The 24,112-nt window shown below is 64.8% G+C and carries 21 protein-coding genes and 1 pseudogene; 6 read left to right on the plus strand and 16 right to left on the minus strand.

Translation table 11 applies throughout. The annotated features are described in order from the left end of the window. Positions 1 to 15: 15 nt before the first annotated feature. The 3 genes from pspA to pgsA form a co-directional block, all read right to left on the minus strand. Positions 16 to 825: a phage shock protein PspA gene (gene pspA / locus EB75_RS08025; protein ID WP_061006850.1), complete on the minus strand. Its 810-nt coding sequence runs from the start codon at positions 823 to 825 to the stop codon at positions 16 to 18. A 181-nt stretch (positions 826 to 1,006) separates the two neighbouring features. Further along, positions 1,007 to 1,330 carry a transcriptional regulator ClgR gene (gene clgR / locus EB75_RS08030; protein WP_061006849.1) on the minus strand — a complete coding sequence of 108 codons (324 nt, stop codon included), beginning with the start codon at positions 1,328 to 1,330 and terminating at the stop codon, positions 1,007 to 1,009. 130 nt (positions 1,331 to 1,460) lie between these two features. Beyond that, positions 1,461 to 2,045: a CDP-diacylglycerol--glycerol-3-phosphate 3-phosphatidyltransferase gene (pgsA, locus tag EB75_RS08035; RefSeq protein ID WP_073694948.1), complete on the minus strand. Its 585-nt coding sequence runs from the start codon at positions 2,043 to 2,045 to the stop codon at positions 1,461 to 1,463. Between the two features lie 55 nt (positions 2,046 to 2,100). On the opposite strand from pgsA, the gene EB75_RS08040 reads away from it, so the two are divergent. Further along, positions 2,101 to 2,622 carry an amino-acid N-acetyltransferase gene (locus EB75_RS08040; protein WP_061006848.1) on the plus strand — a complete coding sequence of 174 codons (522 nt, stop codon included), beginning with the start codon at positions 2,101 to 2,103 and terminating at the stop codon, positions 2,620 to 2,622. Here EB75_RS08040 and EB75_RS08045 read toward each other — a convergent pair whose 3' ends face one another. Together EB75_RS08045 and EB75_RS08050 are read right to left on the minus strand one after the other, a co-directional pair. Continuing rightward, the gene (locus EB75_RS08045; protein WP_073694888.1) at positions 2,623 to 3,141 is read right to left on the minus strand and encodes a DUF4282 domain-containing protein; all 519 of its coding nucleotides are present in this window, start codon (positions 3,139 to 3,141) and stop codon (positions 2,623 to 2,625) included. It lies immediately after the preceding gene. Between the two features lie 109 nt (positions 3,142 to 3,250). After that, positions 3,251 to 5,887, minus strand: a complete 2,637-nt coding sequence (locus EB75_RS08050; RefSeq protein WP_142239482.1) for a DNA translocase FtsK — start codon at positions 5,885 to 5,887, stop codon at positions 3,251 to 3,253. A 180-nt stretch (positions 5,888 to 6,067) separates the two neighbouring features. On the opposite strand from EB75_RS08050, the gene EB75_RS08055 reads away from it, so the two are divergent. The 3 genes from EB75_RS08055 to EB75_RS08065 are packed head-to-tail and all read left to right on the plus strand — an operon-like array spanning position 6,068 to position 8,092. Then, positions 6,068 to 6,388 (plus strand): putative quinol monooxygenase, encoded by a 321-nt coding sequence (locus EB75_RS08055; RefSeq protein WP_073694889.1) that lies wholly within the window; start codon positions 6,068 to 6,070, stop codon positions 6,386 to 6,388. Between the two features lie 2 nt (positions 6,389 to 6,390). Next, a complete protein-coding gene (locus EB75_RS08060) occupies positions 6,391 to 7,218 on the plus strand; it encodes a mycofactocin-coupled SDR family oxidoreductase (RefSeq protein WP_073694890.1) in 828 nt (275 codons plus the stop codon). 1 nt (position 7,219) lies between these two features. Continuing rightward, positions 7,220 to 8,092: an SAM-dependent methyltransferase gene (locus tag EB75_RS08065; RefSeq protein WP_073694891.1), complete on the plus strand. Its 873-nt coding sequence runs from the start codon at positions 7,220 to 7,222 to the stop codon at positions 8,090 to 8,092. Here the strand turns inward: EB75_RS08065 and EB75_RS08070 are convergent. Beyond that, a complete protein-coding gene (locus EB75_RS08070) occupies positions 8,089 to 9,768 on the minus strand; it encodes a ribonuclease J (RefSeq protein ID WP_168176003.1) in 1,680 nt (559 codons plus the stop codon). The genes EB75_RS08065 and EB75_RS08070 overlap by 4 nt on opposite strands. Further along, entirely contained in the window at positions 9,765 to 10,667 is a 903-nt protein-coding gene (dapA, locus tag EB75_RS08075; RefSeq protein ID WP_073694892.1) for a 4-hydroxy-tetrahydrodipicolinate synthase, read from the minus strand. Before dapA ends, EB75_RS08070 begins: the two co-directional genes overlap by 4 nt. Before the next feature lie 133 nt (positions 10,668 to 10,800). Here dapA and EB75_RS08080 point away from each other — a divergent pair, with 133 nt between their 5' ends. Continuing rightward, positions 10,801 to 11,199, plus strand: a complete 399-nt coding sequence (locus EB75_RS08080) for a VOC family protein (RefSeq protein ID WP_073694893.1) — start codon at positions 10,801 to 10,803, stop codon at positions 11,197 to 11,199. 214 nt (positions 11,200 to 11,413) lie between these two features. After that, positions 11,414 to 11,812, plus strand: coding sequence for a histone-like nucleoid-structuring protein Lsr2 (locus EB75_RS08085; protein ID WP_073694894.1), 399 nt, complete (start codon positions 11,414 to 11,416; stop codon positions 11,810 to 11,812). A gap of 170 nt (positions 11,813 to 11,982) precedes the next feature. Here the strand turns inward: EB75_RS08085 and EB75_RS08090 are convergent, their stop codons facing one another. The 9 genes and pseudogenes from EB75_RS08090 to EB75_RS08130 form a co-directional block, all read right to left on the minus strand. Continuing rightward, the gene (locus tag EB75_RS08090; protein WP_073694895.1) at positions 11,983 to 12,366 is read right to left on the minus strand and encodes a hypothetical protein; all 384 of its coding nucleotides are present in this window, start codon (positions 12,364 to 12,366) and stop codon (positions 11,983 to 11,985) included. A gap of 28 nt (positions 12,367 to 12,394) precedes the next feature. Beyond that, positions 12,395 to 13,618, minus strand: a complete 1,224-nt coding sequence (locus EB75_RS08095; RefSeq protein WP_073694896.1) for a hypothetical protein — start codon at positions 13,616 to 13,618, stop codon at positions 12,395 to 12,397. Next, positions 13,618 to 13,917 carry a type VII secretion target gene (locus EB75_RS08100; RefSeq protein ID WP_073694897.1) on the minus strand — a complete coding sequence of 100 codons (300 nt, stop codon included), beginning with the start codon at positions 13,915 to 13,917 and terminating at the stop codon, positions 13,618 to 13,620. The genes EB75_RS08095 and EB75_RS08100 overlap by 1 nt, the downstream gene beginning before the upstream one ends. A 246-nt stretch (positions 13,918 to 14,163) precedes the next feature. Then, positions 14,164 to 17,340, minus strand: a pseudogene (locus tag EB75_RS08105) (type I restriction endonuclease subunit R); the annotation flags it as partial. Continuing rightward, the gene (locus EB75_RS08110; RefSeq protein ID WP_073694898.1) at positions 17,337 to 18,389 is read right to left on the minus strand and encodes a PDDEXK nuclease domain-containing protein; all 1,053 of its coding nucleotides are present in this window, start codon (positions 18,387 to 18,389) and stop codon (positions 17,337 to 17,339) included. The pseudogene EB75_RS08105 and the gene EB75_RS08110, both read right to left, overlap by 4 nt. Next, on the minus strand, positions 18,376 to 19,380 hold the full coding sequence (locus EB75_RS08115) for a 5'-nucleotidase (protein WP_073694899.1): 1,005 nt from the start codon (positions 19,378 to 19,380) through the stop codon (positions 18,376 to 18,378). Before EB75_RS08115 ends, EB75_RS08110 begins: the two co-directional genes overlap by 14 nt. Further along, positions 19,381 to 20,532: a restriction endonuclease subunit S gene (locus tag EB75_RS08120; RefSeq protein ID WP_073694900.1), complete on the minus strand. Its 1,152-nt coding sequence runs from the start codon at positions 20,530 to 20,532 to the stop codon at positions 19,381 to 19,383. Beyond that, positions 20,525 to 22,135 carry a class I SAM-dependent DNA methyltransferase gene (locus EB75_RS08125; protein WP_073694901.1) on the minus strand — a complete coding sequence of 537 codons (1,611 nt, stop codon included), beginning with the start codon at positions 22,133 to 22,135 and terminating at the stop codon, positions 20,525 to 20,527. The genes EB75_RS08120 and EB75_RS08125 overlap by 8 nt, the downstream gene beginning before the upstream one ends. After that, positions 22,135 to 24,003, minus strand: a complete 1,869-nt coding sequence (locus EB75_RS08130) for a hypothetical protein (protein ID WP_286150116.1) — start codon at positions 24,001 to 24,003, stop codon at positions 22,135 to 22,137. The genes EB75_RS08125 and EB75_RS08130 overlap by 1 nt, the downstream gene beginning before the upstream one ends. Positions 24,004 to 24,112: the final 109 nt, after the last annotated feature.

Below are 24,112 nucleotides of genomic sequence, written 5' to 3' on the forward strand. Positions count from 1 at the left end.
CTCACATCTCGAAAGTTACTGCGACAGCGGGTTTTCCGGAGCCGGGTTGGCTGCCGGAGCCGCGGGCGTGGCGGGCGCGGCGGCACCGCCGGACGGCAGGGAGTTGCCCTGCATCGAGGCACGGATCTGCTCGAGGCGCGAATGCCCGGCCATCTGCACGCTGGCCTGCTGGACCTCCATCATGCGGCCCTGAACGGAGTTCTGCGCCAGCTCGGCAGAGCCCATGGCGTTGGCGTAACGACGCTCGATCTTGTCGCGCACCTCGTCGAGGCTGGGCGTGTTGCCCGGCGCGGCGATCTCGGTCATGGAGCGCAGCGAAGCGCTGACCTGCTCCTGCATCTTCGCCTGCTCGAGCTGCGACAGCAGCTTGGTGCGCTCGGCGATCTTCTGCTGCAGCACCATGGCGTTCTGCTCGACGGCCTTCTTGGCCTGCGTCGCGGCCTGCAGCGACTGGTCGTGCAGCCCCTTGAGGTCCTCGACGCTCTGCTCGGCGGTCACCAGCTGGGCGGCGAAGGCCTCGGCGGCGTTGTTGTACTCGGTGGCCTTGGCGACGTCACCGGCCGCGGTGGCCTGGTCGGCCAGGGTCAGTGCCTGCCGCACGTTGGCCTGCAGCTTCTCGATGTCGGCGAGCTGACGGCTCAGGCGCATCTCCAGCTGGCGCTGGTTGCCGATGACCGAGGCGGCCTGCTGCGTCAGGGCCTGGTGCTGGCGCTGGGCCTCCTCGATCGCCTGCTGAATCTGCACCTTCGGGTCGGCGTACTCGTCGACCTTGGAGCTGAACAGCGCCATGAGGTACTTCCAGGCTTTGACAAAGGGATTGGCCATGAGATCGGTCCGCCTTCGTGTCGTTCGTTGATTCGGGATCGGTTGTCAGGTTGCCGGCCACACCGGTGGCAGCGCGTCTACAGCCAACCTAGTGGGTATGGACAGCCCGACGCAGCCCGCATGCAGGATTACGGCGCGGCGCGTGCCATCCGTGTCTTGCTGCGGGTCAGGCCCCGGCGACTCAGGCAACCGCCATGGCGAGATGCTGCGGGATGACGACCTTGGTGGCGACGTCGATGTTGGCCACCGTGCGGTCGGCCTCGGCGCGCTCGGTGTGCAGCATCTGCTCGGCGGCGTCGGCCAGCACCTGGGACAGCGGCACGTCCAGGGCGCCGCAGATGGCGCCCAGCAGCTCGCTCGAGGGTTCCTTGCGGCCCCGCTCGACCTCGGACAGATAACCCAGGCTCACCCGAGCACCGTCGGACACCTCGCGCAGTGTGCGTCCCTGCCCGGTACGGGCCTGACGCAGCACGTCGCCGATGACCTCACGCAGTAATGTCGTCATCGCGTTTCCCCTTCGCCCTGAAGTAACAGCAGCCGCGCAGCCCGGCCGGACCACCCGTTCTACACGGTCTTGTAGGCACCAACGCGGCGACGCACCGCTTTGGTTCCCGAGGGGACGAATCAAGGTCGAATCAGGAACGGCGAAACGCCGAGACGGCGTAGTCGATGCCGGTCAGCACCGTCAGCACGACCGCGGCCCACATGAACACCCAGGCGGTGGTCAGCCACGGGGCGGGCCAGGCATGCAGGGGCAGGACGAACAGGCCGATGGCCACGGCCTGCACCAGCGTCTTGAGCTTGCCGCCGCGGCTGGCGGGGATGACGCCGCGCCGGATCACCGCGAAGCGCAACAGCGTCACCGCGAGCTCGCGGGCGAGGATCACGATGGTGATCCACCACGGCAGGTCGCCGAGCATCGACAGCCCGATGAGCGCCGCCCCGATCAGGGCCTTGTCGGCGATGGGATCGGCCAGCTTGCCGAACTCGGTGACCATGTCGAAGCTGCGGGCGATCTCACCGTCGAACCGGTCCGTGATGACAGCGGCCGCGAACACGACGAAAGCAATGATGCGCCAACGCGTTTCGTGACCGTCGCCGACGAAGAGCGCCGCCAGGAACACGGGCACCAGCACAATGCGCAGGCCGGTCAGCAGATTGGCGATGTTCGCCACGCCGGCGCGCGAGGCGCGCGGGTCGGTATCTGGCTGGCCTGTCATCGACACAGGATATCCGGTCACCTACCGGGCGATACGCAGCCGATACCCTCCACATGTGAGCGACGCACCGAAACCCGGCACCACAGGGCTGGTGGTTCGCCGCGCCCGGACTTCCGACGTACCGGGAATCAAGGCCCTCGTCGACATCTACGCAGGAAAGATCCTGCTCGAGAAGAACCTGGTGACCCTCTACGAGGCGGTCCAGGAGTTCTGGGTGGCCGACCTGGACGGCGAGATCGTCGGCTGTGGCGCATTGCACGTGCTGTGGGCCGATCTCGGCGAGGTGCGTACCGTCGCGGCCCATCCCAAGGTGCGTGGCATGGGCGTCGGGCACGCGGTGGTCGCCAAACTGCTCGACGTGGCCCGGGACCTGCAGCTGCAGCGCGTCTTCGTGCTGACCTTCGAGACCGATTTCTTCAGCCGGCACGGCTTCAAGGAGATCGAGGGCACGCCCGTCACCGCCGAGGTGTACGAGGAGATGTGCCGCTCGTACGACACCGGTGTGGCGGAGTTCCTGGACCTGTCCTACGTCAAGCCGAACACCCTGGGCAACACCCGGATGCTGGTCACGCTGTAGCTAGTCGGCGCCTTCGGCTGCCGCGTTCCGGCGCGCCACGATGCGGTCGCGCATGTCCATGATCGCGGCCCGCCGACGGGACCGTCCGCCACGGCCGAACGACGGCAGCGTCGGGATCACCTCGATCTTGTCCGACACCCCGATCATCAGCTCGGCGATCTCCAACACCAGCTCGTTGAGCTCGTCGACCTGCTGACCCATCGCCATGAACGCGCTCAGCGACTCCAGGACCACGCGCGCCACCAGCACGATCGCGACGCAGGTGACCGGACCGGCGAGCACCAGCCAGAACACGCCGAGCACTGCGGACAACTCGAACGCCACCACGGCGCCCGCGAGATACAGAACCACCGCACCGGCGATCACCAGCCCGTACAACAGCGGAACCACGTGCTGCGCCGTCGACTTCCGGAACCCGAAGTCGGTGAACGCCGTCAGCGCGGGCCACCTGCGGCCACCGGATTCGAGCTCGGTGTCGAGCTCCGCGTCCGTTGCTGCGCTGCGCGAAATGTCAACCACGGCAAAGCCTCCTTAGGAGTCCAGCCTCCCACAGTCGGAGCCGTCAGCGACCGATCGTCGTTGTTATCCGCACCGCCGATCAGCCCGGGTGTGACGTCGGCAACAGCGGTCAGAAACCGGGGTCGTCGCCCATCGAACCGTTGGCGTCCGAGCCGCCCTGGATCAGCATCAGCGTGCCGGCGAGCTCATCGGGCTTGACCAGGACCTCACGGGCCTTGGAGCCCTCGGACGGTCCGACGATGCCGCGGGTCTCCATCAGGTCCATCAGGCGGCCGGCCTTGGCGAACCCGACCCGCAGCTTGCGCTGCAGCATCGAGGTCGACCCGAACTGGCTCGACACGACCAGCTCGACGGCCTGCAGGAAGACGTCCATGTCGTCGCCGATGTCGCTGTCGATCTCGCGCTTCTCGACGGTCTTGACCGTGACGCCGTCGATGAACTCGGGCTGGGCCTGCTGCTTGGTGAAGGCGACGACGGCCTGGATTTCGTCGTCGCTGACGAACGCACCCTGGACCCGGATGGGCTTGGGCGCCTCCGACGGCTGGAACAGGCCGTCGCCCTTACCGGTGAGCTTCTCGGCGCCGATCTGGTCGAGGATGACGCGCGAGTTGGTCGCGTTGGTGACGCCGAATGCCATGCGGGACGGCACATTTGCCTTGATCAGACCGGTCACGACCGACACCACCGGCTGCTGGGTGGCCAGCACCAGGTGGATGCCCGCGGCGCGGGCCTTCTGGGTGATGCGGACGATGGCGTCCTCGACGTCGCGCGGCGCCTGCATCATCAGGTCGGCCAGCTCGTCGACGACGCACAGGATGTACGGATAGGTCTTGTAGACCCGCTCGCTGCCCAGCGGCGCGGTGATCTCGCCCGAGCGCACCTTCTTGTTGAAGTCGTCGATGTGCCGGACACCGCTGGCGCTCATGTCCTGGTAGCGCTGCTCCATCTCCTCGACCAGCCAGGCGAGCGCGGCGGCGGCCTTCTTCGGGTCGATGATCACGGGCGTGATGAGGTGCGGAATACCTTGGTACGGCGGGAATTCCACCATCTTGGGGTCGACCAGGATCATCCGGACCTCGTCGGGGGTGGCGCGCTGCAGCAGCGACACCAGCATCGAGTTGATGAAGCTCGACTTACCCGAACCGGTGGAGCCGGCCACCAGGAGGTGCGGCATCTTGGCCAGGTTGTAGCTGATGAAGTGGCCTTCGACGTCCTTGCCGATGCCGAACACCATCGGGTGGTGGTCCTTGCGGGTGCTCGGCGCGTTCAGCACGTCCTTGAGCCGCACCATCTCGCGGTCGCTGTTCGGCACCTCGACACCGACCAGAGACTTACCGGGGATCGGCGCGAGCAGGCGGATGTGCTCGTTGGCCACCGCGTAGGCGAGGTTGCGCTGCAGCTGGGTGAACCGCTCGACGCGGACACCCGGCCCGAGCTCGATCTCGTACCGGGTGACGGTCGGGCCGCGCTGGAAGCCGACGACCGTGGCGTCGACCTTGAACTGCTCCATGACCTCGGAGATGGCCGACATGATGCGGTCGTTGTCGCGGCCGACACGCTTCGGCGGGTCACCGTCGGACAGCAGGTCCAGCGGCGGCAGCGTGTAGTCGCCCTCGATGACGCGGTCCAGCGACAAGCCGTCGTCCTGCGCCTTTTCCAGGGCCTTGGCCTTGGTGGGCACCGGGTCCGCGACGTTCTGGGCCTTGCGGCGGCGCGCCGGCTTGGCGGCCGGCTCGGGCGCGGTCGGCGCTTCGTCGGCGGCGGGCTCGACGGGGTAGTTGTCCATCGGCGTGCGGCCCAGCGGGCGCGTCATGGCCGCGGTGGTCTGGTCCGAGCCGGGCCAGGCCTCGGGTTCGTCACGCGAGTAGGTCGGGTCGTCGTAGTAGCCGTCCGAGAAATCGTCGGCGAAGTCGTCCACGAAACCGGCCGACGCGTCGTCGTAGTCCTCGTCGTGCTCGCCGCGCAGGCGGCCGGAGACCATGTAGCGCAGCGTTTCCGGCAGCTCCCGGATGGTCGTGCCGGTGACGAGCAGCAGGCCGAACAGCACGCCCATGATGAGCAGCGGCGTGGCGATCCAGACGGTCAGCCCGTCCGAGAGCGGCCCGCCGATGACGAAGCCGACGAAGCCGGCGGCGCCGCGGCGCTCCCCCGGCTCGGTGGGCGCGCCGGCCCAGATGTGCCACAGGCCCAGAACGGGCAGCCCGATCATGACGGCGCCGAGGATCAGCCGGGGCCGGGCGTCGGGGTTCGGATGGGTGCGCATCAGCGTGACGGCCAGTGCGAGCAGCAGCACCGGCAGCACCACGACCGCGGCTCCGATGACGGTGCGGACGCCGTAGTCGATCCAGGCGCCGACCGGGCGCGCCGCGCCGAACCAGGAGCTCGCGGCGATGAGGAAGGCGACGCCGAGCAGTGCCAGCGCGATGCCGTCACGGCGGTGTCCGGGCTCGAGTTCGCGGGCCCGGCCGACGCTGCGGGCGGTGGTTCCGGCGCCCTTGGCGAGCATCAGCCAGCCGGCGCGGGCGCCACGACCCACCGCGGCGCCGGCGGTGGCGACCGGCGATGGATGCGGCGCGGGTTTGCGGGCCGGCTTGCGGGCGGGCGATTTCGGGGCCGGCGGACGTGCCGGCCGGCCCGACTTTGCACTGCCTGACTTCGATGAACGCGCCCCCGAACCGGCTGCGCCACGATTCGCCGACCCGGCCTTGGCCCGGTTAGCTGAGCTCGTTGCGGTTTTACTCGCCATGGCTGCCAGCCTAGTCGCAATCACCCCATCTGCACCATCTGCCACACAAGTAACGCTTGGGTCACGACCAGGTCCGCATATCTGCTGGTCACGCAGCAGTGGGAGCCACGTCACACGCGCCGCGCGGGCCGGTCTAACGTGGACACCTGTCTAGGTCAGCTAGCTATCGAGGAGTTCTTCATGCCCGTCGTTGTCGTCGCCACCATGAAAGCCAAGCCCGAGTCCGTCGACCTGGTCCGCGCCGCGTGCGTCGAGGCCGTCGACGCCGTCCACGGCGAGCCGGGCTGTGAGCTCTACTCGCTGCACGAGGCCGACGGCGGCACGTTCGTGTTCGTCGAGCAGTGGGCCGACGCGGATGCCATCAAGACCCACAGCACCGCCCCGGCCATCGGCAAGCTGTTCGGCGCCATCGGCGAGCACCTCGACGGCGCGCCCGACATCAAAATGCTCGCGCCCGTGGTCGCCGGCGATCCGGCCAAGGGCCGGCTGCGGGGGCAGTAGCCATGGGTGAGCTGAGCGGCAAGGTCGCCTTCATCACCGGCGCGGCGCGTGGCCAGGGCCGCGCGCATGCGGTGAAGCTGTCGTCGATGGGCGCCGACATCATCGCCGTCGACCTGTGCGACCAGATCGCGTCGGTCCCCTACCCCATGGCCACGCCCGACGATCTGGCCGCGACGGTGAAACTGGTCCAGGACAACGGCGCACGGATCGTCGCCGGCCAGGCCGACGTCCGCGACCGCGATGCCCTCAAGACCGCGCTCAAGGCCGGCGTCGAGGAACTCGGCGGACGGTTGGACATCGTCATCGCCAACGCCGGGATCGCGCCGATGGCCGGTGAAGACGCCTGGCAGGACGTCATCGACGTCAACCTGACGGGCGTGTACAACACGCTGGACGTGGCGATGCGGCCGATGGTCAAGGCCGGCAACGGTGGATCGATCGTGCTGATCAGCTCGGTGGCCGGACTGGTCGGGCTGGCCTCACCGATGGCCGGGTCGGTGGGCTATGCCGCCGCCAAGCACGGCATGGTGGGACTGATGCGGGTTTACGCGAATCTGCTTGCGTCGCAGAACATCCGGGTCAACTCGATCCATCCGGCCGGGGTCGACACCCCGATGATCGACAACGAGTTCACCCGGAAGTGGTTGAGCCAGTTGACCTCCGACTCCGAAGCGGCCAAATCAGCGCCGAACATGACCAACGCGTTGCCCGTGCAGGTGCTCGAGGCCGAGGACATCGCCAACACCGTGGCGTGGCTGGTGTCGGACGCCGGGCGGTACATCACCGGCGTGACCCTGCCGGTGGACGCCGGCTTCGTCAACAAGCGCTGACATGGCCCGCAATGCCGCGGCGCAGACGGCTTTCGGGCCGATGGTGCTCGCCGCGATCGAGCAGCACGAGCCGCCGGGTCGTCGTCTGGTCGATGACGACCTGGCGGCATCGTTCCTGCCGCCGGGCCTTCGCACACTGGTGGCGGCCACCCGGTGGTCGCCGGTGCGCAGCGCCATCATGGCCGCGTCGGACCGGTCGGCGCCCGGCATGTGGGCCGGCATCTTGTGCCGTAAGCGCTACGCCGACGACAACCTGATCGCGGCACTCGGCGACATCGACGCCGTGGTGATCCTGGGCGCGGGCCTCGACACCCGGGGCTGCCGACTGGCGAGCCGCAGCGCCATCCCGGTGTTCGAGGTGGACCAGCCGCTCAACACCGAGCGCAAACGCGCTGTGCTGAACCGGGTCCTCGGCACTCCCCCACCGTCCGTCCACCTGGTCGCCGTGGACTTCGAGCACGACGACCTGATGGCCACCCTCGCCGCTGCGGGGTACCGCCGTGATGCCCGCACGTTCTTCATCTGGGAGGGCGTCACGCAATACCTGACCGCTGAGGCGGTCGATGCCACGCTCGCGCAACTACGGTCCGCGCCGGCGGGCAGCCGACTCGACTTCACCTACGTGCAGCGCGATTTCATCGACGGCGTCGACATCGCCGCCGCGCCATCGCTGTACCGCCGGTTCCGCGAGCGCAGCGAGGTCTGGAAGTACGGACTCCGACCCGACGAGGTCGACCGGTTCCTGGACGGATACGGCTGGCGACTGCTCGACCAGTTGGGGCCGGACCAGGCGCGTGACCGCTATGTGCGCCCGACCGGCCGGGCGCTGCCGACCTCGAGTCTCGAGTGGTCGGCGCTGGCCCGGAAGATTTAGACCTCGAGGACGGTCGGCACGATCATCGGCTGGCGCCGGTAGGTCTCGCCGACCCATTTGCCGACGGCCCGGCGGACCGCCTGGGCGATGCGCGCGGGGTCGGTGACCTGCTCGGCGACAAGGGTTTCCAGCGCCGTCTGCGCCTTCTCGGCGCCCGGCTCGAGAGCCTTGGGGTCCTCGGAGAAGCCCCGCGAGTGCAGGTGCACCGGGACCACGGGCTTGCCGGTCTCGCGGCTGATCACCACGGTGACCGCGATGAAACCCGAAGTCAGCGTGAGCCTTTCGCCCAGCGTGGCGTCACCGACGTCACCCAGCACCAGGCCGTCGACGAACACCTTGCCGACCGGCACGGCGCCGGCGATCCGGGCCTGCCCGTTGATCAGGTCGACGCTGACGCCGTTCTCGGCGAGGACGACGTTCTCCTCCGGCACCCCGGTGCGGATCGCGAGTTTGGCGTTGGCGCGCAGGTGCCGCCAGGTGCCGTGCACCGGCATGACGTTGCGCGGCCGCACCCCGCGGTAGAGGAACAGCAGCTCGCCGGCGTAGGCGTGGCCCGAAACATGCACGCGCACTTGCTGATTGGTGACGACGCGGGCGCCGATCTTGGCCAGCGAGTCGATCACGCCGTAGACGGCTTCCTCGTTGCCGGGGATCAGCGAGCTGGACAGGATGATCAGGTCGCCGGCGGTCAGCGTGATGCTGCGGTGCTCGCCGCGGGACATCCGGGACAGCGCCGCCATGGGCTCGCCCTGCGTGCCGGTGGTGATCAGCACGACGCGGTCGGCGGGCAGCAGTTCGGCCGCACCGATGTCGATGACGTCATCGTCGTGGACGTTGAGGAAGCCGAGTTCCTTGGCGATCCCCATGTTGCGGACCATCGACCGGCCGACGAAGGACACCTTGCGGCCCAGCGCCACGGCTGCGTCGATGATCTGCTGCACGCGGTCGACGTTCGACGCGAAGCACGCCACGATGACGCGGCCGTCCGCGCCGCGGATCAGCCGGTGCAGGTTGGGGCCGACCTCGCTCTCGGAGGGGCTGACCCCGGGGATCTCGGCGTTGGTCGAGTCGCACAGGAACAGGTCGACGCCCTGTTCACCCAGCCGGGACATCCCGGGCAGGTCGGTGGGCCGGCCGTCCGGCGGCAGCTGGTCGAGCTTGATGTCACCGGTGTGCAGCACCGTGCCGGCGCCGGTGTGCACGGCGATGGCGAGGGCGTCGGGAATCGAGTGGTTGACCGCGAAGTACTCGCACTCGAACACCCCGTGGGTGCTGCGCTGCCCCTCGGCGACGATCTGCATGTTCGGCTTGAGCCGGTGCTCACGGCACTTGGCGGCCACCAGGGCCAGCGTGAACCGCGAGCCCACCACGGGGATGTCCGGCCGCATCTTGAGCAGATACGGAATGGCGCCGATGTGGTCCTCGTGCGCGTGGGTGATCACCAGCGCCTCGATGTCGGCCAGCCGGTCCTCGATGTGCCGGATGTCCGGCAGGATCAGGTCGACGGCGGGCTCGTCGTGCGTCGGGAACAACACGCCGCAATCGATGATGAGCAGCCGGCCGAGATGCTCGAAAACGGTCATGTTGCGGCCGATTTCGCTGATGCCGCCCAGGGCCGTCACACGCAGACCGCCCGGCTCCAACGGGCCGGGCGGTGCGAAGTCGGGTCTGGTCACGCAAGCACCGACGCGGTACGGAGGTCGACCGCCAGCCGGTCGCGTTGTTCGGGCGTGGCGGACACCTGAGGCAACCGCGGGCCGCCGGCTTCGATGCCGAGCAGCCGCAGTCCTTCCTTGCTCATGGTGACGCCGCCCAGTCGGTTCTGCGCCTCACCGAGCGAGTGCAAGCCCACGTGAATCTTGCGTGCAGTCGCGATGTCGCCGGAATTGAAGGCCGACAACATGTCCCGCAGCTGGCTTGCGGCCACATGGCCCCAAACGCTGATGAATCCGGTGGCGCCCATGGCGAGCCACGCCAGATTCAGGGTGTCGTCGCCGGAGTAGTAGGCCAGTCCGGTCTCGGCCATCATCTGCGCACCGCCATTGAGATCGCCCTTGGCATCCTTGACCGCGACGATATTCTGATGCGCCGACAGCGTCCGGATGGTGTCCCATTCGATCGGTACCGCCGAACGCGGCGGAATGTCGTAGAGAACGACCGGCAGGTCGGTGGCATCGGCGACCGCGGTGAAGTGCGCAACAAGTCCGGCCTGCGGCGGCTTCGAGTAGTACGGCGTCACCACGAGCAGGCCGTGCGCACCGGCGGCGGCGCTGGCCTTCGCCAGGTGGATGCTGTGCGCGGTGTCGTAGCTGCCCGCGCCGGCGATGATTCGGGCCCTGTCGCCCACCTCGTCGAGAACCGCCTCGAGCACGGCGATCTTCTCGTCGTCGGTCGTGGTCGGCGATTCACCGGTGGTGCCGGAGACGACGAGGCCGTCGCACCCGGAGTCGACGAGGTACTTGGCTACCTTTTTCGCACCAGCCAGATCAAGCGAGCCGTCCGGGCCGAACGGCGTCACCATGGCAGTCAGCACGGTGCCCAAGCGTGCGCTGACGTCGATTCCGGTGGTGGTCACGGGCGACAAGATTACTCGCTGGTTCGACGGAGTTTTAACCGCCGCCCGGTGTTCGTGCCGTCAGCCGCCCCTCTCGGCGGGCTACCTGCCGCAACAGGTGCTTGCCCACCGAGCTCGGGGTTACATTCGAAAAATGCTGGGCCACCTTGGCGTAAACGTTCCCGACCTCGCGGCCGCGAAGAATTACTACGACGAATTCATGCCGTTGGTCGGTTTTGAGCCATACATTGCCGCCGACGATGAGTTCGCCTTTCGCCCCGCAGGCGGCAAACCTGGAACCTTCCTGTTCTTCTATCCCGCAGCCCAGGAAGGACCGTACTCACGACACCGTACCGGGCTGCAACACCTTGCTTTTATGGTCAAGACCCGATCGGCCGTTGAGCGCGTCCATCAGTTCGTACAGCGCGTCGGTGGCGAGGTGCTGCACGCGCCGCAGTCGTTCCCACAATATCCGCAGCCCTACTTCGCAATGTTCTGGCTGGACCCGTTCGGGCTCATGCTGGAAACGGTCTGCCATCACGACCGGGAATGACCAAACCTGGATCTCACCTGATATCGAATTAGTTTGGCGCCGAGGTACTTTCCCGTTGCTCAATAATATCGACGCGTGCGCAGAAAAAACCTGTGTAAGTGCTTTGAGACACCACGACACCATGATCGAAACCGCAAAATGACAGCAAGAGCGTGCCCTCACGAAGTGTTATCGTTACACTTCCGGCCGAACCCCCGATAAAAGGAGCACATTCGTGGCCGAACGCATTGTCGTCCAACTCGTCGACGATATTACCGGCGCCGAGATCACCGACGATTCCGGCGAGCGGATTAACTTCTCGGTGCGCGGCGTCGATTACCAGATCGACCTTTCTGCCGCCAACGTGGCGAAATTCGAAAAGGCGTTGGCGCCGTATCTCGACGCAGCAACCAGGGTCGGTGGCCGGCGCGCCCGGACTCAGAAGGCTGCAGAGCCCACCAGCCGCCCCGCCAAGAGCACGTCACGTGGTCGCGGCAGGAAGGCTGCCAAGGGCGCGTCGTCGAAGGAGCAGCTCGCCGCGATCCGGGAATGGGCGCAGGAGAACGGCTACGACGTCGCAGCCCGCGGGCGCATCAAGTCCGACATCGTCGAGGCGTACCACGCGGCGCAGTAGCCGTGGTCGGAGCGGATCGCCGATGACACCTGAGTCAGAGGCGATCCGTCGCCGAAGCGTCGAGGATCAATTCATGGTTCCCGCGGGCCCCTCCGCTGGGCACCCGCAAGCACACCGGCTCCACACCTGTCGCGTGTGCCTTCAGCTGCCGGTGGCGCCCGAAGCACCTGTCATTGTCGCTGTCGCGCCTTGGCGGCCACCCGTTCCCCCGCGTCGGTGAGGTTGATCCAGATCCTGTACTCCCATTCGATTCGGTCCTCGTACCGGTCAACGAAGAGTGCGGTGAACCGTGCCATCACCTCATCGACGCTGCCCGACCACGGCTTGAATCCAGGGTCATCTCGCCCAGGGATGTCCCCCACCACCACAAGTCCATCGACCAGCAGCGATCGCACAGTGTCGACCACCAATTGCTGGTAGGGAGCGAGAGCATCGGCTGACGCGCCATTCGCGATACATGCCAGAACGTCGGCCATGGACACGTAGTCGTCGAGCCCCATGCCCAGGATGTCGTCACGCAATGTTTCCTGCGCACTGGTCTGTTGTTCTGTCATCACCTCACGCTCCTCGTGTTCATCATCGTCATGAGTGCCCCTCGAAGTCACGCGGATTCTCTTCCGGGTCGTCAACGCCCAGGATCGGGAAATGGTGGTGGATGCTGCCGGGTGGGTGCACCGGCTGCGGTCCGAATGGTTCTGCTGACGGTCCGCCCCATCCCCTCGCCCCGATCTCGGGGGCCCGTTCGGTGACAGGCGGTCTCGGCGAGCTCGGTTCTGCGGGTATTGCTTTCGGCGCCTGCGGCTCGATCGGTGGCGCCTTGGGTGCGGGGATTTCCGGAATGCCGCCGGTCTTCGGGTTGATGTGCACCTTCCAGTGTTCTGCCCCGTTGGCGCTCTTGAGATCGATGTCGAGGGAGTTGGTGCCGGTCGATTTCGCGGCGAAGCGTTCGCCGACTTCGCTGCCGTCGGGGAGGACCTTCCACGCACCCCTACCTGGGTCTCCGTAGCGGTTCTGGCCGTCGACGCCGCCCTGCGTCATCCACCGTTTCAGGGCCTGCAAATCATCGGGCGTGCGAACCTCCCTGATGTTGGGCTGGCTCCCTTGCGGCAGCTTGTCCAGCACGCCTTTCATATCTGCGGCGTTCGGGCCCGGTGGCACGGCAGGCGTAGGCGGCGGTACATCCTCCCTAATCCCATATCCCGCCGCCTGCACCACCGGTTCGTGATCGTTCGCCAACGGGCCCGGTGCCGCCGGCGCACCCTCTGGTTCGGTGAACTTCATGCCCTCCAACGGCGCCAACGCCCCGCTGATCTGCGTGGCGATCGCCTGGTCGATCGCTACAAGTGCCTGCACGCGGGCACTGATTTCGGTGGCGAAGGCCTGCGCCTGCTGTTGCCGGGCAGCGGTGTTGCGCAGCAGGCTGCCGGCGGACTTGTCGGTGACCGAGAAGTCTTGTCCGACAGCGAATCCGGCATCTTCGGCTTCGGCAATCGCGTCGAGCACCTGACGTTTAGCCCAGGCGATGTCGCCAGCTCCATTGGTGGCACGACTGGCCGCTGCGTATAACGCATCGCCCGCACCCCGGACTTTCACCAGGTCGCCCCAGCTGCGCTCGGCCGCGGCATCGGCGGCGGTTCCTTCCCAGGCCGTCCCGCCGGGTCGCAGCATGCCGGTGTGGATGGTCTCGAAGTGGCTTTCCCAGTGCGCCGCGGTCGACCGCCAGCGTGTGGCGGCGACCTCAAGGTGGGTAGTGCCCCAGGATTCGACGTCGGAGCGGGACAGGGCCCCACCGCTAGCCGCAGGCATCAGACCTGAACGGTGGTGGTGATCGACTGCGCGCTGTCGCTGTCGGTGCCGGCGTACTTCCCCGCCGCGGTACACAGCGTGGTACCGGTCGCGGTGGCGCGCTCGGACAGTCGGGCGGCGATCGCATCGATCAGGGCATGGCCCTGGGCAACAGCCGCGGTGGTTGCCTGGGTCAGGTGGCCTGCGGCCGAGGGCGCTGCGGCGCGGAACGCTGCGGCGCGGATCGCTGCGGCCGCGGTGTCGCAAACACCGGCATGGGACAGCAGGCCATCACTGTCGACCGTGACGTGCTCCCCCACGATTTGCAGTCTAAGACTGCCCGAGATGTGTGGCCGACGCCATTCACGCCCGGGCCGCCGCCCATCAGACCCCAGATTGGTACGCATCTAGACCAAGCCCGACGCAAAACCGCAGGTCAATGCGCAATCCGACCGACGGCTGGGAAATCCCGGTCAGAGGCGATCTGCAGCCAAAGCGTCGATGATCGATTCACGGTTCGCACCCGGCGTTCCGTGGGCATCACTGGCCTCGTAGGGCGCAGTGCGCGCGCCCGCATACTCGGGCGCAAGCACCTCCATCTGCTCCATCACCAGCTTGATCGCCGCCGGCTGCTTGTCCGGCGGGTACTTGTACTTGACCAGCAGACGCTTGATGGACGATCGGAGTTTGGCCCGAACGTCGTCACGCACCGTCCAGTCGGTCTTGGTGTCGCGCTGCATCACCGCCACCAACTCGCGCGCGATCTGCGCCAGGACATCTTCTCCCTGGAACTCGACGGCGGATTCGTTCTGGGCGACGGCGTCGTAGAACGCCAGCTCGTCGTGCGACAACGGCGGTGAGAAGCGCTGTCCACGGTTCCCTTCAGCGGCGACCTCCCGCGCCATTTCGATCAGCTCGGCAATAACCTCAGCCGACGTCAGCTGCTGGTTGGTGTACCGCCGCATGAGCTCAGAAATGCGCTCGGAGAACGCCCGTTGACGCACCACGTTGCCCTTGGTGGATCGCGTCGCTTCTTCGGTGAGCACCGCGCGCAGCGCTTCGATCGCCAGATGCGGATTAGTCGCAGACTTGGCCTTGTTCTCGAAGTCAGCATCCAACTCGTCGAGGGACGGCTTCGGCAGACCGGCAGCCTGGTAGATATCGACAATCTCCCCAGATGCGGTCGAACCCGCAACAAGCGTCGACAGCATGCGTTTGATGTCTTCGGGAATCGGCTTACCCTCAGACTGCCGAAGCTGGGCATCGAACTTGGCCAGGTAGATCCGCACCTCTTCGTAGAACCGGACGGTTTGGCGCAGCTTGTCCAGCGTCTCGCTGCCCGCGCAGAGTGCCCATGCCCGGGCTAGTTGGTTGGCCAGCAACCGGTACCGCTCACGCAGTGTGGGTTCGCCGTCAGAAACTTGGTTGCCCGGCGTCGCTGGATCGCTGAGGTAGTTGGTCAGGGCGGTGGCGGCCTTCATCCAACCGGTTGTCGAAGACGTAGCGGCGATCCGTCGCCAGTCGAATCCGGCACATAGCTCGTCGAGCTGGGCGATGAGTCGCTCGGTGAGTGCCACCGCTTCGTCGACGTTCTTGCCGACAGGTTTTTCCTTCTGGTCGTCGACGGTGTACTCGGCCAGAGCCGCGTTGAGGTTCTCGACGAGTGGGGCGTAGGCGACCAGCATCCCGTCCCGTTTTCCACGGAAAGTGCGGTTGACGCGGGCGAGTGTCTGCATCAGCAAGGCACCCTTCAACGGCCGATCCAGGTAGAGCGTATGTAGCGGCGGAGCGTCGAAGCCCGTAAGCATCATGTCCTTGACGATGACGAGCTGAAGTTCGTCATCGGGGTCCCGAAGGCGTTGCTGAATCGTCTTGTTCTGCGCCTCGCGCCGCACGTGCTTGGCCACAAGACCCTGGTCCTGCGCGGTACCCGAGTACACGACCTTGATGGCACCCTTGTCGATCGCATCGTCTGCCCACGACGGTCGCAGTGCCACAATCTCTTCGTAGAGTCGGGCGCAGATCTCCCGTGTGGCGCCGACGATGAGCGCCTTGCCGGGACTCGAGATGAACTTTTGCATCTCCGTAGATCGAACGTCCCAGTGCGCCAGGATGTCTGACGCGAGTGCAGCGAGCCGTTGCGGAGCGCCGTAGACCGCGTTGATGACCGCCACCGACTTCTCGATCTGCGCGCGTTCGACGTCATCGAGTCCGAGAGTCGCCTCATCAGCGGCTCGGTCGAGATCGTCCTCGGTGATGTCCTCGGCAAAGCCAACCTTGATCAGTCGGGGCTCGAAGTAAACAGGAACCGTCGCACCGTCTTTCACTGCGCGAGTCAGGTCGTAGACGTCGATGTACTCGCCGAAGACATCCTTGGTGTTGCGATCCGAGAACGAAATCGGTGTGCCAGTGAACGCGATGTACACAGCATTCGGCAGTGCGTCGCGGATGTGGCGGGCGTATCCGTCAAGCTGGTCGTAGTGGCTGCGGTGCGCCTCGTCGACCATGACGACGATGTTGCGCCGGTCTGACAGCAGCGGGTGTTCGCTTCCGGCGTTCCGCTCGGCCTTGGTCAGGTCGAATTTCTGCAAGGTGGTGAAGTAGATGCCGCCAGTCGTACGATTGCCGAGCTCGTCACGTAGTTCAGTACGTGAGGTGATTTTGACCGGCGATTCACGCAGCAGCTGAGAACGATTGAAGGTCTCGAACAGCTGGCTGTCGAGTTCTTTGCGGTCGGTAACGACGATGACGGTTGGGTTCTTCAGCTTCGGTTGCAGCGCGACGAGGTGAGCGTAGAGCTCCATCTCCATGGACTTGCCGGAGCCCTGGGTATGCCAGACGACGCCGGCCTTCCCATTGCTCTCGAATGCCTGGACGGTTGTGCCGATGGCCTTAGTGACCGCGAAATACTGGTGCGGCTTGGCAATTCGCTTGGTCAACCCGTCCGCCTTGGAATCGAACGCGGTGAAATTGCGTAACAACTGCAGGAAACGTTCGGGGTTGAACAACCCCTCGATCAGGTACTCCAGTTCGGTGCCGCCGTGTTCGTCGTCGAGGGCGGCGCCGGACTTGACCGGCTTGCCATCGTCGTCAACGTTCCATGGCGCGAAGTGTTCGAGCGCGGTGAACGGAGTCCCGTACCGAGCGGTGATGCCGTCGCTGATGACGTTGAACGCCGCGAAGCGGAAGGCCATCGGGAACTCACGCAGATACGTTTGAAACTGGCTGTGCGCCGCAGCCAGATCGGCATGCTTGGACCCGGCCTGCTTGAGTTCAAAGAACACCAGCGGCAGCCCGTTGACGAACAGTACGACGTCGAAGCGGCGCTCGTGTTCGGCGGTGCGGACCGTAACCTGTTGCACCGCAAGCAGTTCATTGTCTTCAGGACGATGACCGACCAGCCGGATGGTCGGGTTCTGCTCCAAGCCGTCCGCGTCGATGTAACTGATGCCGCGGTAGCCGCCCACCAAATAGTCGTGCAGGCGGTGATTCTCCTGCATGGGGTCTTGTGATGCAGGCTGGGCAATCGCCGCAAGAGCCTGCTCCAAATACTCAAATGGGACACCCGGGTTCAGGGTCCGCATGCGCGCGAGCGTTCGACCCTTGAGTACCAGGTCATCCCAGGCATCGCGGCCATCGTCGGTTCCCGGCGCGATCTGAGCGCCCTTGAGCGGCAACCATTCTTGCCGGCCGAGAGCCTCTAGCGCGAGTTGCTCCCAGTCCGCTTCGCTGAACATGCTCATGGTTCTCCGTCCTCGGCCAGCTCGGCTTCGAGTTGTTCGATGCTCGGTAGGCCCGATTCCAGTTCGGCGGGCAGGCTTTCAGTGATCGCGGTCTTCCACTCGGCGACGCCGATCGGCATGGTGTAGCCCCGCAGGGCGTACTCGGCGACCACGTTGTTCTTCGTCTTGCACAGCAGCAAACCGATGGTGGGCTTGTCATCGCCATGCCTGAATTTGTCGTCGATCGCGGCCATGTAGGTGCCGAGTTGGCCGATGTAACCCGGCTCGAAGTCACCGACCTTCAACTCGATGACGACGTAGCACCGCAGCCGCAGATGGTAGAAGAGCAGATCCAGGTAAAAGTCCGCATCACCGACCTCAAGGTGCACCTGGCGCCCGACGAACGCGAATCCCTGACCAAGTTCGAGCAGGAACTTCTCGACGTGAGCGGTCAGCGCATGTTCGAGGTCTCGTTCCCGGCGGATGTCGGCGTTGCCGACGAAGTCGAAGAGGTACGGGTCGCGCGTCGACTGCTGAGCCAAGTCGGAGTCTGCCGGTGGCAGGGTATTGGCGAAGTTGGAGATGGCCTTGCCAGCACGCCGGTGCAACTGTCCTTCGATGTGGTGCACCAGGACATTGCGGCTCCAGCCTTGGTCCATGGCACGCTCGGCGTACCATAGCCGCACGTCAGCAGCGTCGAGCTTCTCCAGCAACGCGATGTGGTGGTACCACGGCAATCTTGCAAGCGGTGCTTGCAAGATTGCGTTCTCCGACCAGACCGCGGCGAAGGTTCGCATGTATCTGAGGTTGCGGGGCGAGAACCCCTTGGCGCCCGGGAACCGGTCACGCAGGTCGGCCGCCAAGCGATCGACGACCCGGGCGCCCCAGCCCTCGAACTCCATACGCGCGACGATTTCGCTACCAACCTGCCAGTACGTGGCGACCAATTCTTGGTTGGCAGCGGCGATGGCACGCTGACGTCCAGCCTGGACGCGACCCGCAACCGCGTCGAGTAGTTCGGGGTACCAATCCGGGATTGGAGCCGGACGCCGATCGTCACCCGGCGACATCAGCCAGCTCCGGTTCTAGTGCGCCGTGAGGTGGAAACGCGACATCTGTGTTCGCCACCGATTTCGCGATGTTGGCGACGCCGTACGGGATATGTACGCCGGCGATGTACTCGACCGCGCCATCGAGGTGCACCTGTTGATCATCGAAGAAGATATGTGGGCGAAGAACTTTCAGGACTTTCGACTTATCGATGCCGCCGAGGAAGAAGGCGTCGTTGACGTTGACACCCCACTCGCTCATGGAATGGACCGGCCGTTCGTGGGCGGGTGCGTTCCGTGCCGTGATCAATGAGATCCGGAGCCGCGGCAAGTACGACGGGTCGCCGATCCTGCGCTCCTCTTCGAGGGTTTGAATACGGTTCAGATCCGCCAGCAGCGGCTGCAGTAGACCGGGAGCAAGCGCCACACGACTGTTCTGGTCCTCATGCTCGAAGTACTCCTCGATTCCTTCAGCTTCCCGATACACCCGCTCCGAATGATCATCTGCTAGAACACCATCGAAGTCGAATGCCACGCGAAGCGTAGGGTCAGCATCGTCGTAGGTCGCGGACGAGGGCAGCACATGGCCCGCGGGGAATCCCGCCTTGATAGCCGCATCGACATCGCCCCGATTTCCGGTGAGGAACAGTGACATTTCGAACGCCTCGATGTAGGCGTGGGGGGATTGGCCTTGCGTGAACACCGATCGGGTGATGCCCAAACCGTGAGCCCTGACCGACCGCATCACCCGCAACCCGGTCATCGGATCGTTGTGCGACAAGATGATTACTTCAACAAGTGGATTGCCGGGGCGGAGATCGTTGAGGTTCACCAGGCGTTGGATGAACGGGAACGCGACGCCAGGTTGCAGGGTTTCGTCGATCCGCTCGTCTTGGTAGACGCGGTACTTCGCTTCACCGTGCTGTTTGAAGTAGGCGTCTGACTCCGAGAGGTCAAAGAGTGCGCTGGAGGCGACTCCCACAACCAGGCGGTCATCGAGGTTGTACGGCATCTAAACCATCTCCTCGACGATCGATTCTGCCGTTCGTACTGCGAGCTTTCCCGACATCAACAGTGGCAATAGTTGATCGCGCGTTCGTACCAACCTGTCATTCTCAATCCGAGTCGCCTCGAATATCGTTATCAGGCTGTTCTGCACTTCACCACAGCGTCGTTGATCACTAATTGACAATAGAGGCAACGTTAGTGAGCGGACGTCGCGAAGACTGACGTACGGCGCCATGTCGCTCTTATTCATCAGCGTCGCCGCCTGACGTTGCAGATCATCGCTCCGAAACCATCCACTTAGGTAGCCGGGGTCAACCTGGCAAGCATCTGTTACTCGAAAAAAACAGACCTGCGGGCTATAAACGACGGGTTCGACCGCGTCAGCGACGACAGCCACTCTCCCCACGGTTCCCTTGGTCGTGAGCACGATGTCGCCAGGCCGCGATGCTTTCGACCCGATCTGCCGTGAATAGTCGCTCGAGACATAGTCCCCGCCGCTCGGATATAGATACGAATCCCGCACGTCGCCCGCCCGCAAGATCCGTAACCCGGGACGTCCGTGCTCAATCTTTTTCGTCCTGTAACCGTCACTGAACTCGATCGCCCTGATATCCGCCAACTCTCCGATAGTCAACATCCGTGACTCATTCGCCGCCACGGCCTCAAGAAAAAGAGTCCCAGCAAGATCTAGTAACGCTTGCGCGATTCTGTCGTTCACGGTGAGCTTGTCGTCAAGCGCAGCAAGTATGCTCGCGATCGACCTCTGAACCGTGACAGGCGGCCGCAGCACAGGAATGTTCTTCAGAAAGTTACGATTCAGGGACGGCTGAGCGCTACCGGAATTGAAGCCGGTAAAGTCGATCGTCTGCAACAATCGGAAAACCCACTGAGAGTCGTTTCCTTTGAAGTCCTTTACGAACAGACACGTATTCAGTGGCCAGTATGCACCTGCGACGTAAGTCGCAGTGCCGATTGCTGCGCCACTTCGTCCAATCGCGACACCTGGGCCGTCATAGGCTGCGCGATCGTGTGTTCCAGTGATACCGAACGATCCGATAACAGGTACGTCCCCAGGATTCCTCTCGGAAGCGGGCAGATCGTGCCCACGTTGAAGTTCCACGACGTCCTCGAACTGCACTAACTGCCACTCATCCATCGAGCCGCTCCAACTGTTCCCGAACGACCTGCTCCAACCGAGCCGACTCGTCAAACGCCGCAAGCAGTTCTGTCTTCAGTCGTGCGATCTTCTCTTCGATCGGCTCGCCATCGTCCTCGACTTCGGCAGCACCGACATACCGACCTGGCGTCAGCGCATAATCGGCGTCCTTGATCTCCGCCAACGTCGCCGACTTACAGAAGCCCGGAACATCTTCGTAGACAACACCCTTCGCCGCAGCCGAGGAAGATCCACGCCACGCATGGAAGGTGTCGCCAATCTTCACAATGTCGTCATTCGACAGCGCACGCTCGGCGCGGTCGACCATGTAGCCCATCTCTCGGGCATCGATGAACAGCACTTGCCCGGTGCGATCGACAGACCCCTGTTTGCCCGCCGCCTTGTCCTTGGCAAAGAACCAGACGCAAACCGGAATACCGGTGCTGCGGAACAGTTGGGTTGGCAGTGCGATCATGCAGGACACCAGATCAGCTTCGACAATCTGGGCCCGAATCTGGCCTTCTCCGTTGGAGTTCGACGACATCGACCCGTTGGCCATAACCACGCCGGCCTTACCGCCGGGTGCCAACTTGTACAGGATGTGCTGGATCCAGGCGTAGTTGGCGTTGTTGGCCGGCGGCACCCCGTACCGCCATCGAGGGTCTTCCTCGTTGCGCGACCAGTCCTTGATATTGAACGGCGGATTGGCCAGTACATAGTCCATCTGGGTCTCGGCGTGCTGATCACGGGCGAAGGTATCGCCCCAGCGCGCGCCGAGGCCCTTGTTGTCGATGCCGTGGATAGCGAGGTTCATCTTCGCCATGCGCCAGGTCTCCTCAATGGACTCCTGGCCATACACCGCAATATCTTTCGGGTCGCCGTCGTGCTCGTAGATGAAGCGGTCGGTCTGCACGAACATGCCGCCCGAACCACAGCACGGGTCATACACCCGGCCCTTCGACGGCTCTAAGACCTCGACCAGGACTCGCACCACGCTCGGCGGCGTGAAGAACTCTCCACCCCGTTTGCCTTCCGCGCGGGCGAAGTTCCCGAGGAAGTACTCGTACACCTCGCCCATCAGGTCGCGTGCGCGACCGTCGCCCTGACGACTGAACCGCGCGCTGTTGAACAGGTCGATCAGCTCGCCGAGTCTGCGCTGATCGATGTTGTCTTTGTTGTAGATGCGCGGGAGCGTGCCACCCAGCGTCGGGTTGGCCTTCATCACGGCGTCCATGGCCTCGTCGATCAGCTGACCGATGGTCTTGGCGTCGCGGCCTTTCGCGTTCTCGGCAAGGAACGTCCACTGCGCGGTCGGTGGCACCACGAAGACGCCATAACCCTGGTACTCCTCAGGGTCGTCGATCAGATCTTCGATCTGATCTGCTTCCATACCGTCGGCCACCAGCTCCGCCCGAATCGCCTCGCGCCGTTCGTCATACGCATCCGAGACGTACTTCAGGAACACCAGGCCCAGGATCACGTCTTTGTACTGGCTGGCGGACAGTGACCCACGGAGTTTGTCCGCGGCCTTCCACAGCGTGTCCTTGAGTTCCTTCATGGTCGACGGCGCCTGGGGCTCGTCGGCCTTCTTACGGGGTGGCATCAGTTTCCTCTCTGCGGTGCATCTGCACCGACGGTCATGGGTGCGGCGTCGAGGGTCAGGGCTCCCGCGGCGACGCCGTCGATCAATGCGCTGGTCAAGTCTTTTGCAGCGGCGGCTCTCTGCCGGAGCTCACGCTCGAAGGCATCCACCTCAGCCAGCGCCTCTTCGAGTCGTTGTGCTTCTGCGCCGGTCATTACTGGAACCGACCAGCTCTGCCACTCCGATGGCGCTGCAGGCAGTCGGTTGATCGCGGCGGCCAGTAGTCGCGGCCCGATCTCCGCAGTCGCCTCAAGTCGAAGAATACGGGCCGGGGACGCCACCATCGACCCACCGCGCACGTCCACCCAGGCCTGCGGTCGCGGATGCTCCACGAACACAACATCGCCAGGATTGGTACGGGCCGATCGCGGATAGCGTTGCTCGGCGTCGACGGGATCAAAGCGGGCGGCCCCCGATACAGGCTCCGGCAAAACGTTGACGGTGCCGTTGGGATCCGCGAAGGCCAGGTCAATCCGGTTGCCTCGCTTAAGAGTCAGCTTTCCGTCCGCCCTCAACTGGCCGAGTGACCGCTGTGCGACCTGAAGCCGTCCGGGAGACGGCTGCACGAGAACGTCCAAGGGCGCCAGCGGCACGCTGGTGGTCAGCGTCGCGGCGTGAACCGCTTCGACATGATTCCCGGTGTTGAGCAGCCTCATCCGCGGTGGTTGCACACCGCGTGGAACGAGAGCGCCACCGGCCAAAATCGTCGACACGTCGCCGAGACGGCCGTAACGGAATGCCCTACCTGATTCACCCGACAACGCCGCCGCAACGTCGGCAGCCACATCGTCGTTCGCAATAGTGTCGGCAGCGCACAGATCTCCCACCACAGGGCGCTGCCGACGAGCGTCGCCCAGACAAACCCAGAGTGCCAAGCTCTGTCGATGCGCCTCACGCCAGTAGCCGCGCGGAAGCCGAAGTGCGGCAACCACATTCTCGATACGAAGCACACTTGCCCGCCTGCCCTGCAGCGGCCCGGTCAAGTCGTCGGCGAGGATTGACGCCGGCCCGACGACGATCGCGATATGACCTGCCTCCAAGTCAAGGACCACGTCGTCCACCGCGTCGAGCACATCGGCCGGTTCGCGACCGACAACTGACGTGAATGAGAGTAATGTCGGCCGCGATGGTTCGCCCAGTTGCACACCGCGAATGAGAGCGCGGCGTGCGATACCCCGCTCGGTCGTCGTGATTGCGGTAGCGGCCTCGCCGGCGACGTCGAGGGACAACTCACTGCCATCCACACTCAGCGCCACACCGTCTCCGCCGAGATAAACAACACACGCGCTGACGACGCTCGCAATCAAATCCGTTGCAGCAGAAGACAGATTCCGCGCAGCCTCCCTCCGGCCGAGCTGCCCTTCCTCTACCCGTTGCAAGGCGTCGACGGCGCCGAATGACGCCGCCAGAAGCTGGTCTGTGTAGTCGAGGACCGCATCAGCGGCATGGAGACGACTGAGCTCACGCAACAGGATGCGATCATCCGGGTCGCATTCCGCGGCACGCCGCACCCGGTAGGCATGCGAGGTGCCGGCCAGATCCTCACCGGTAAGGACATGCCAAGCCAACAACGTCACGACATCCTCAAGCGCCGCCTCGATGGGTACAGCGATTGCCGGAGCGTCATCGACAACATCTGGGTTGTTGCCCCGGCCGGTCCGCTTGAGGTACTCAACGACGTCGGCTACGTCGAACCGATCTTGACCATCAACCCGCTCGATGGCGGTAGGAAAGGGATGAGACACGCCGCGAACAAGCGGTCGATTTCGCCATGTGCTGACAACCGCGCGGCGTACCTTGGCGAGATCGGCCATGTCCTGCAACGTCATCGTCGGCATATTCACCTCCCCAAGGCCGATTAGCTCCAGCTCAACGTAAGCCTCGGTCCATCTGCGGTCAATGAGCATCACTGATAAGCCCGCTTATCAGATTCAATCA

The organism is Mycobacterium sp. ST-F2 (genome assembly GCF_001905655.1).
Classification (GTDB): domain Bacteria; phylum Actinomycetota; class Actinomycetes; order Mycobacteriales; family Mycobacteriaceae; genus Mycobacterium.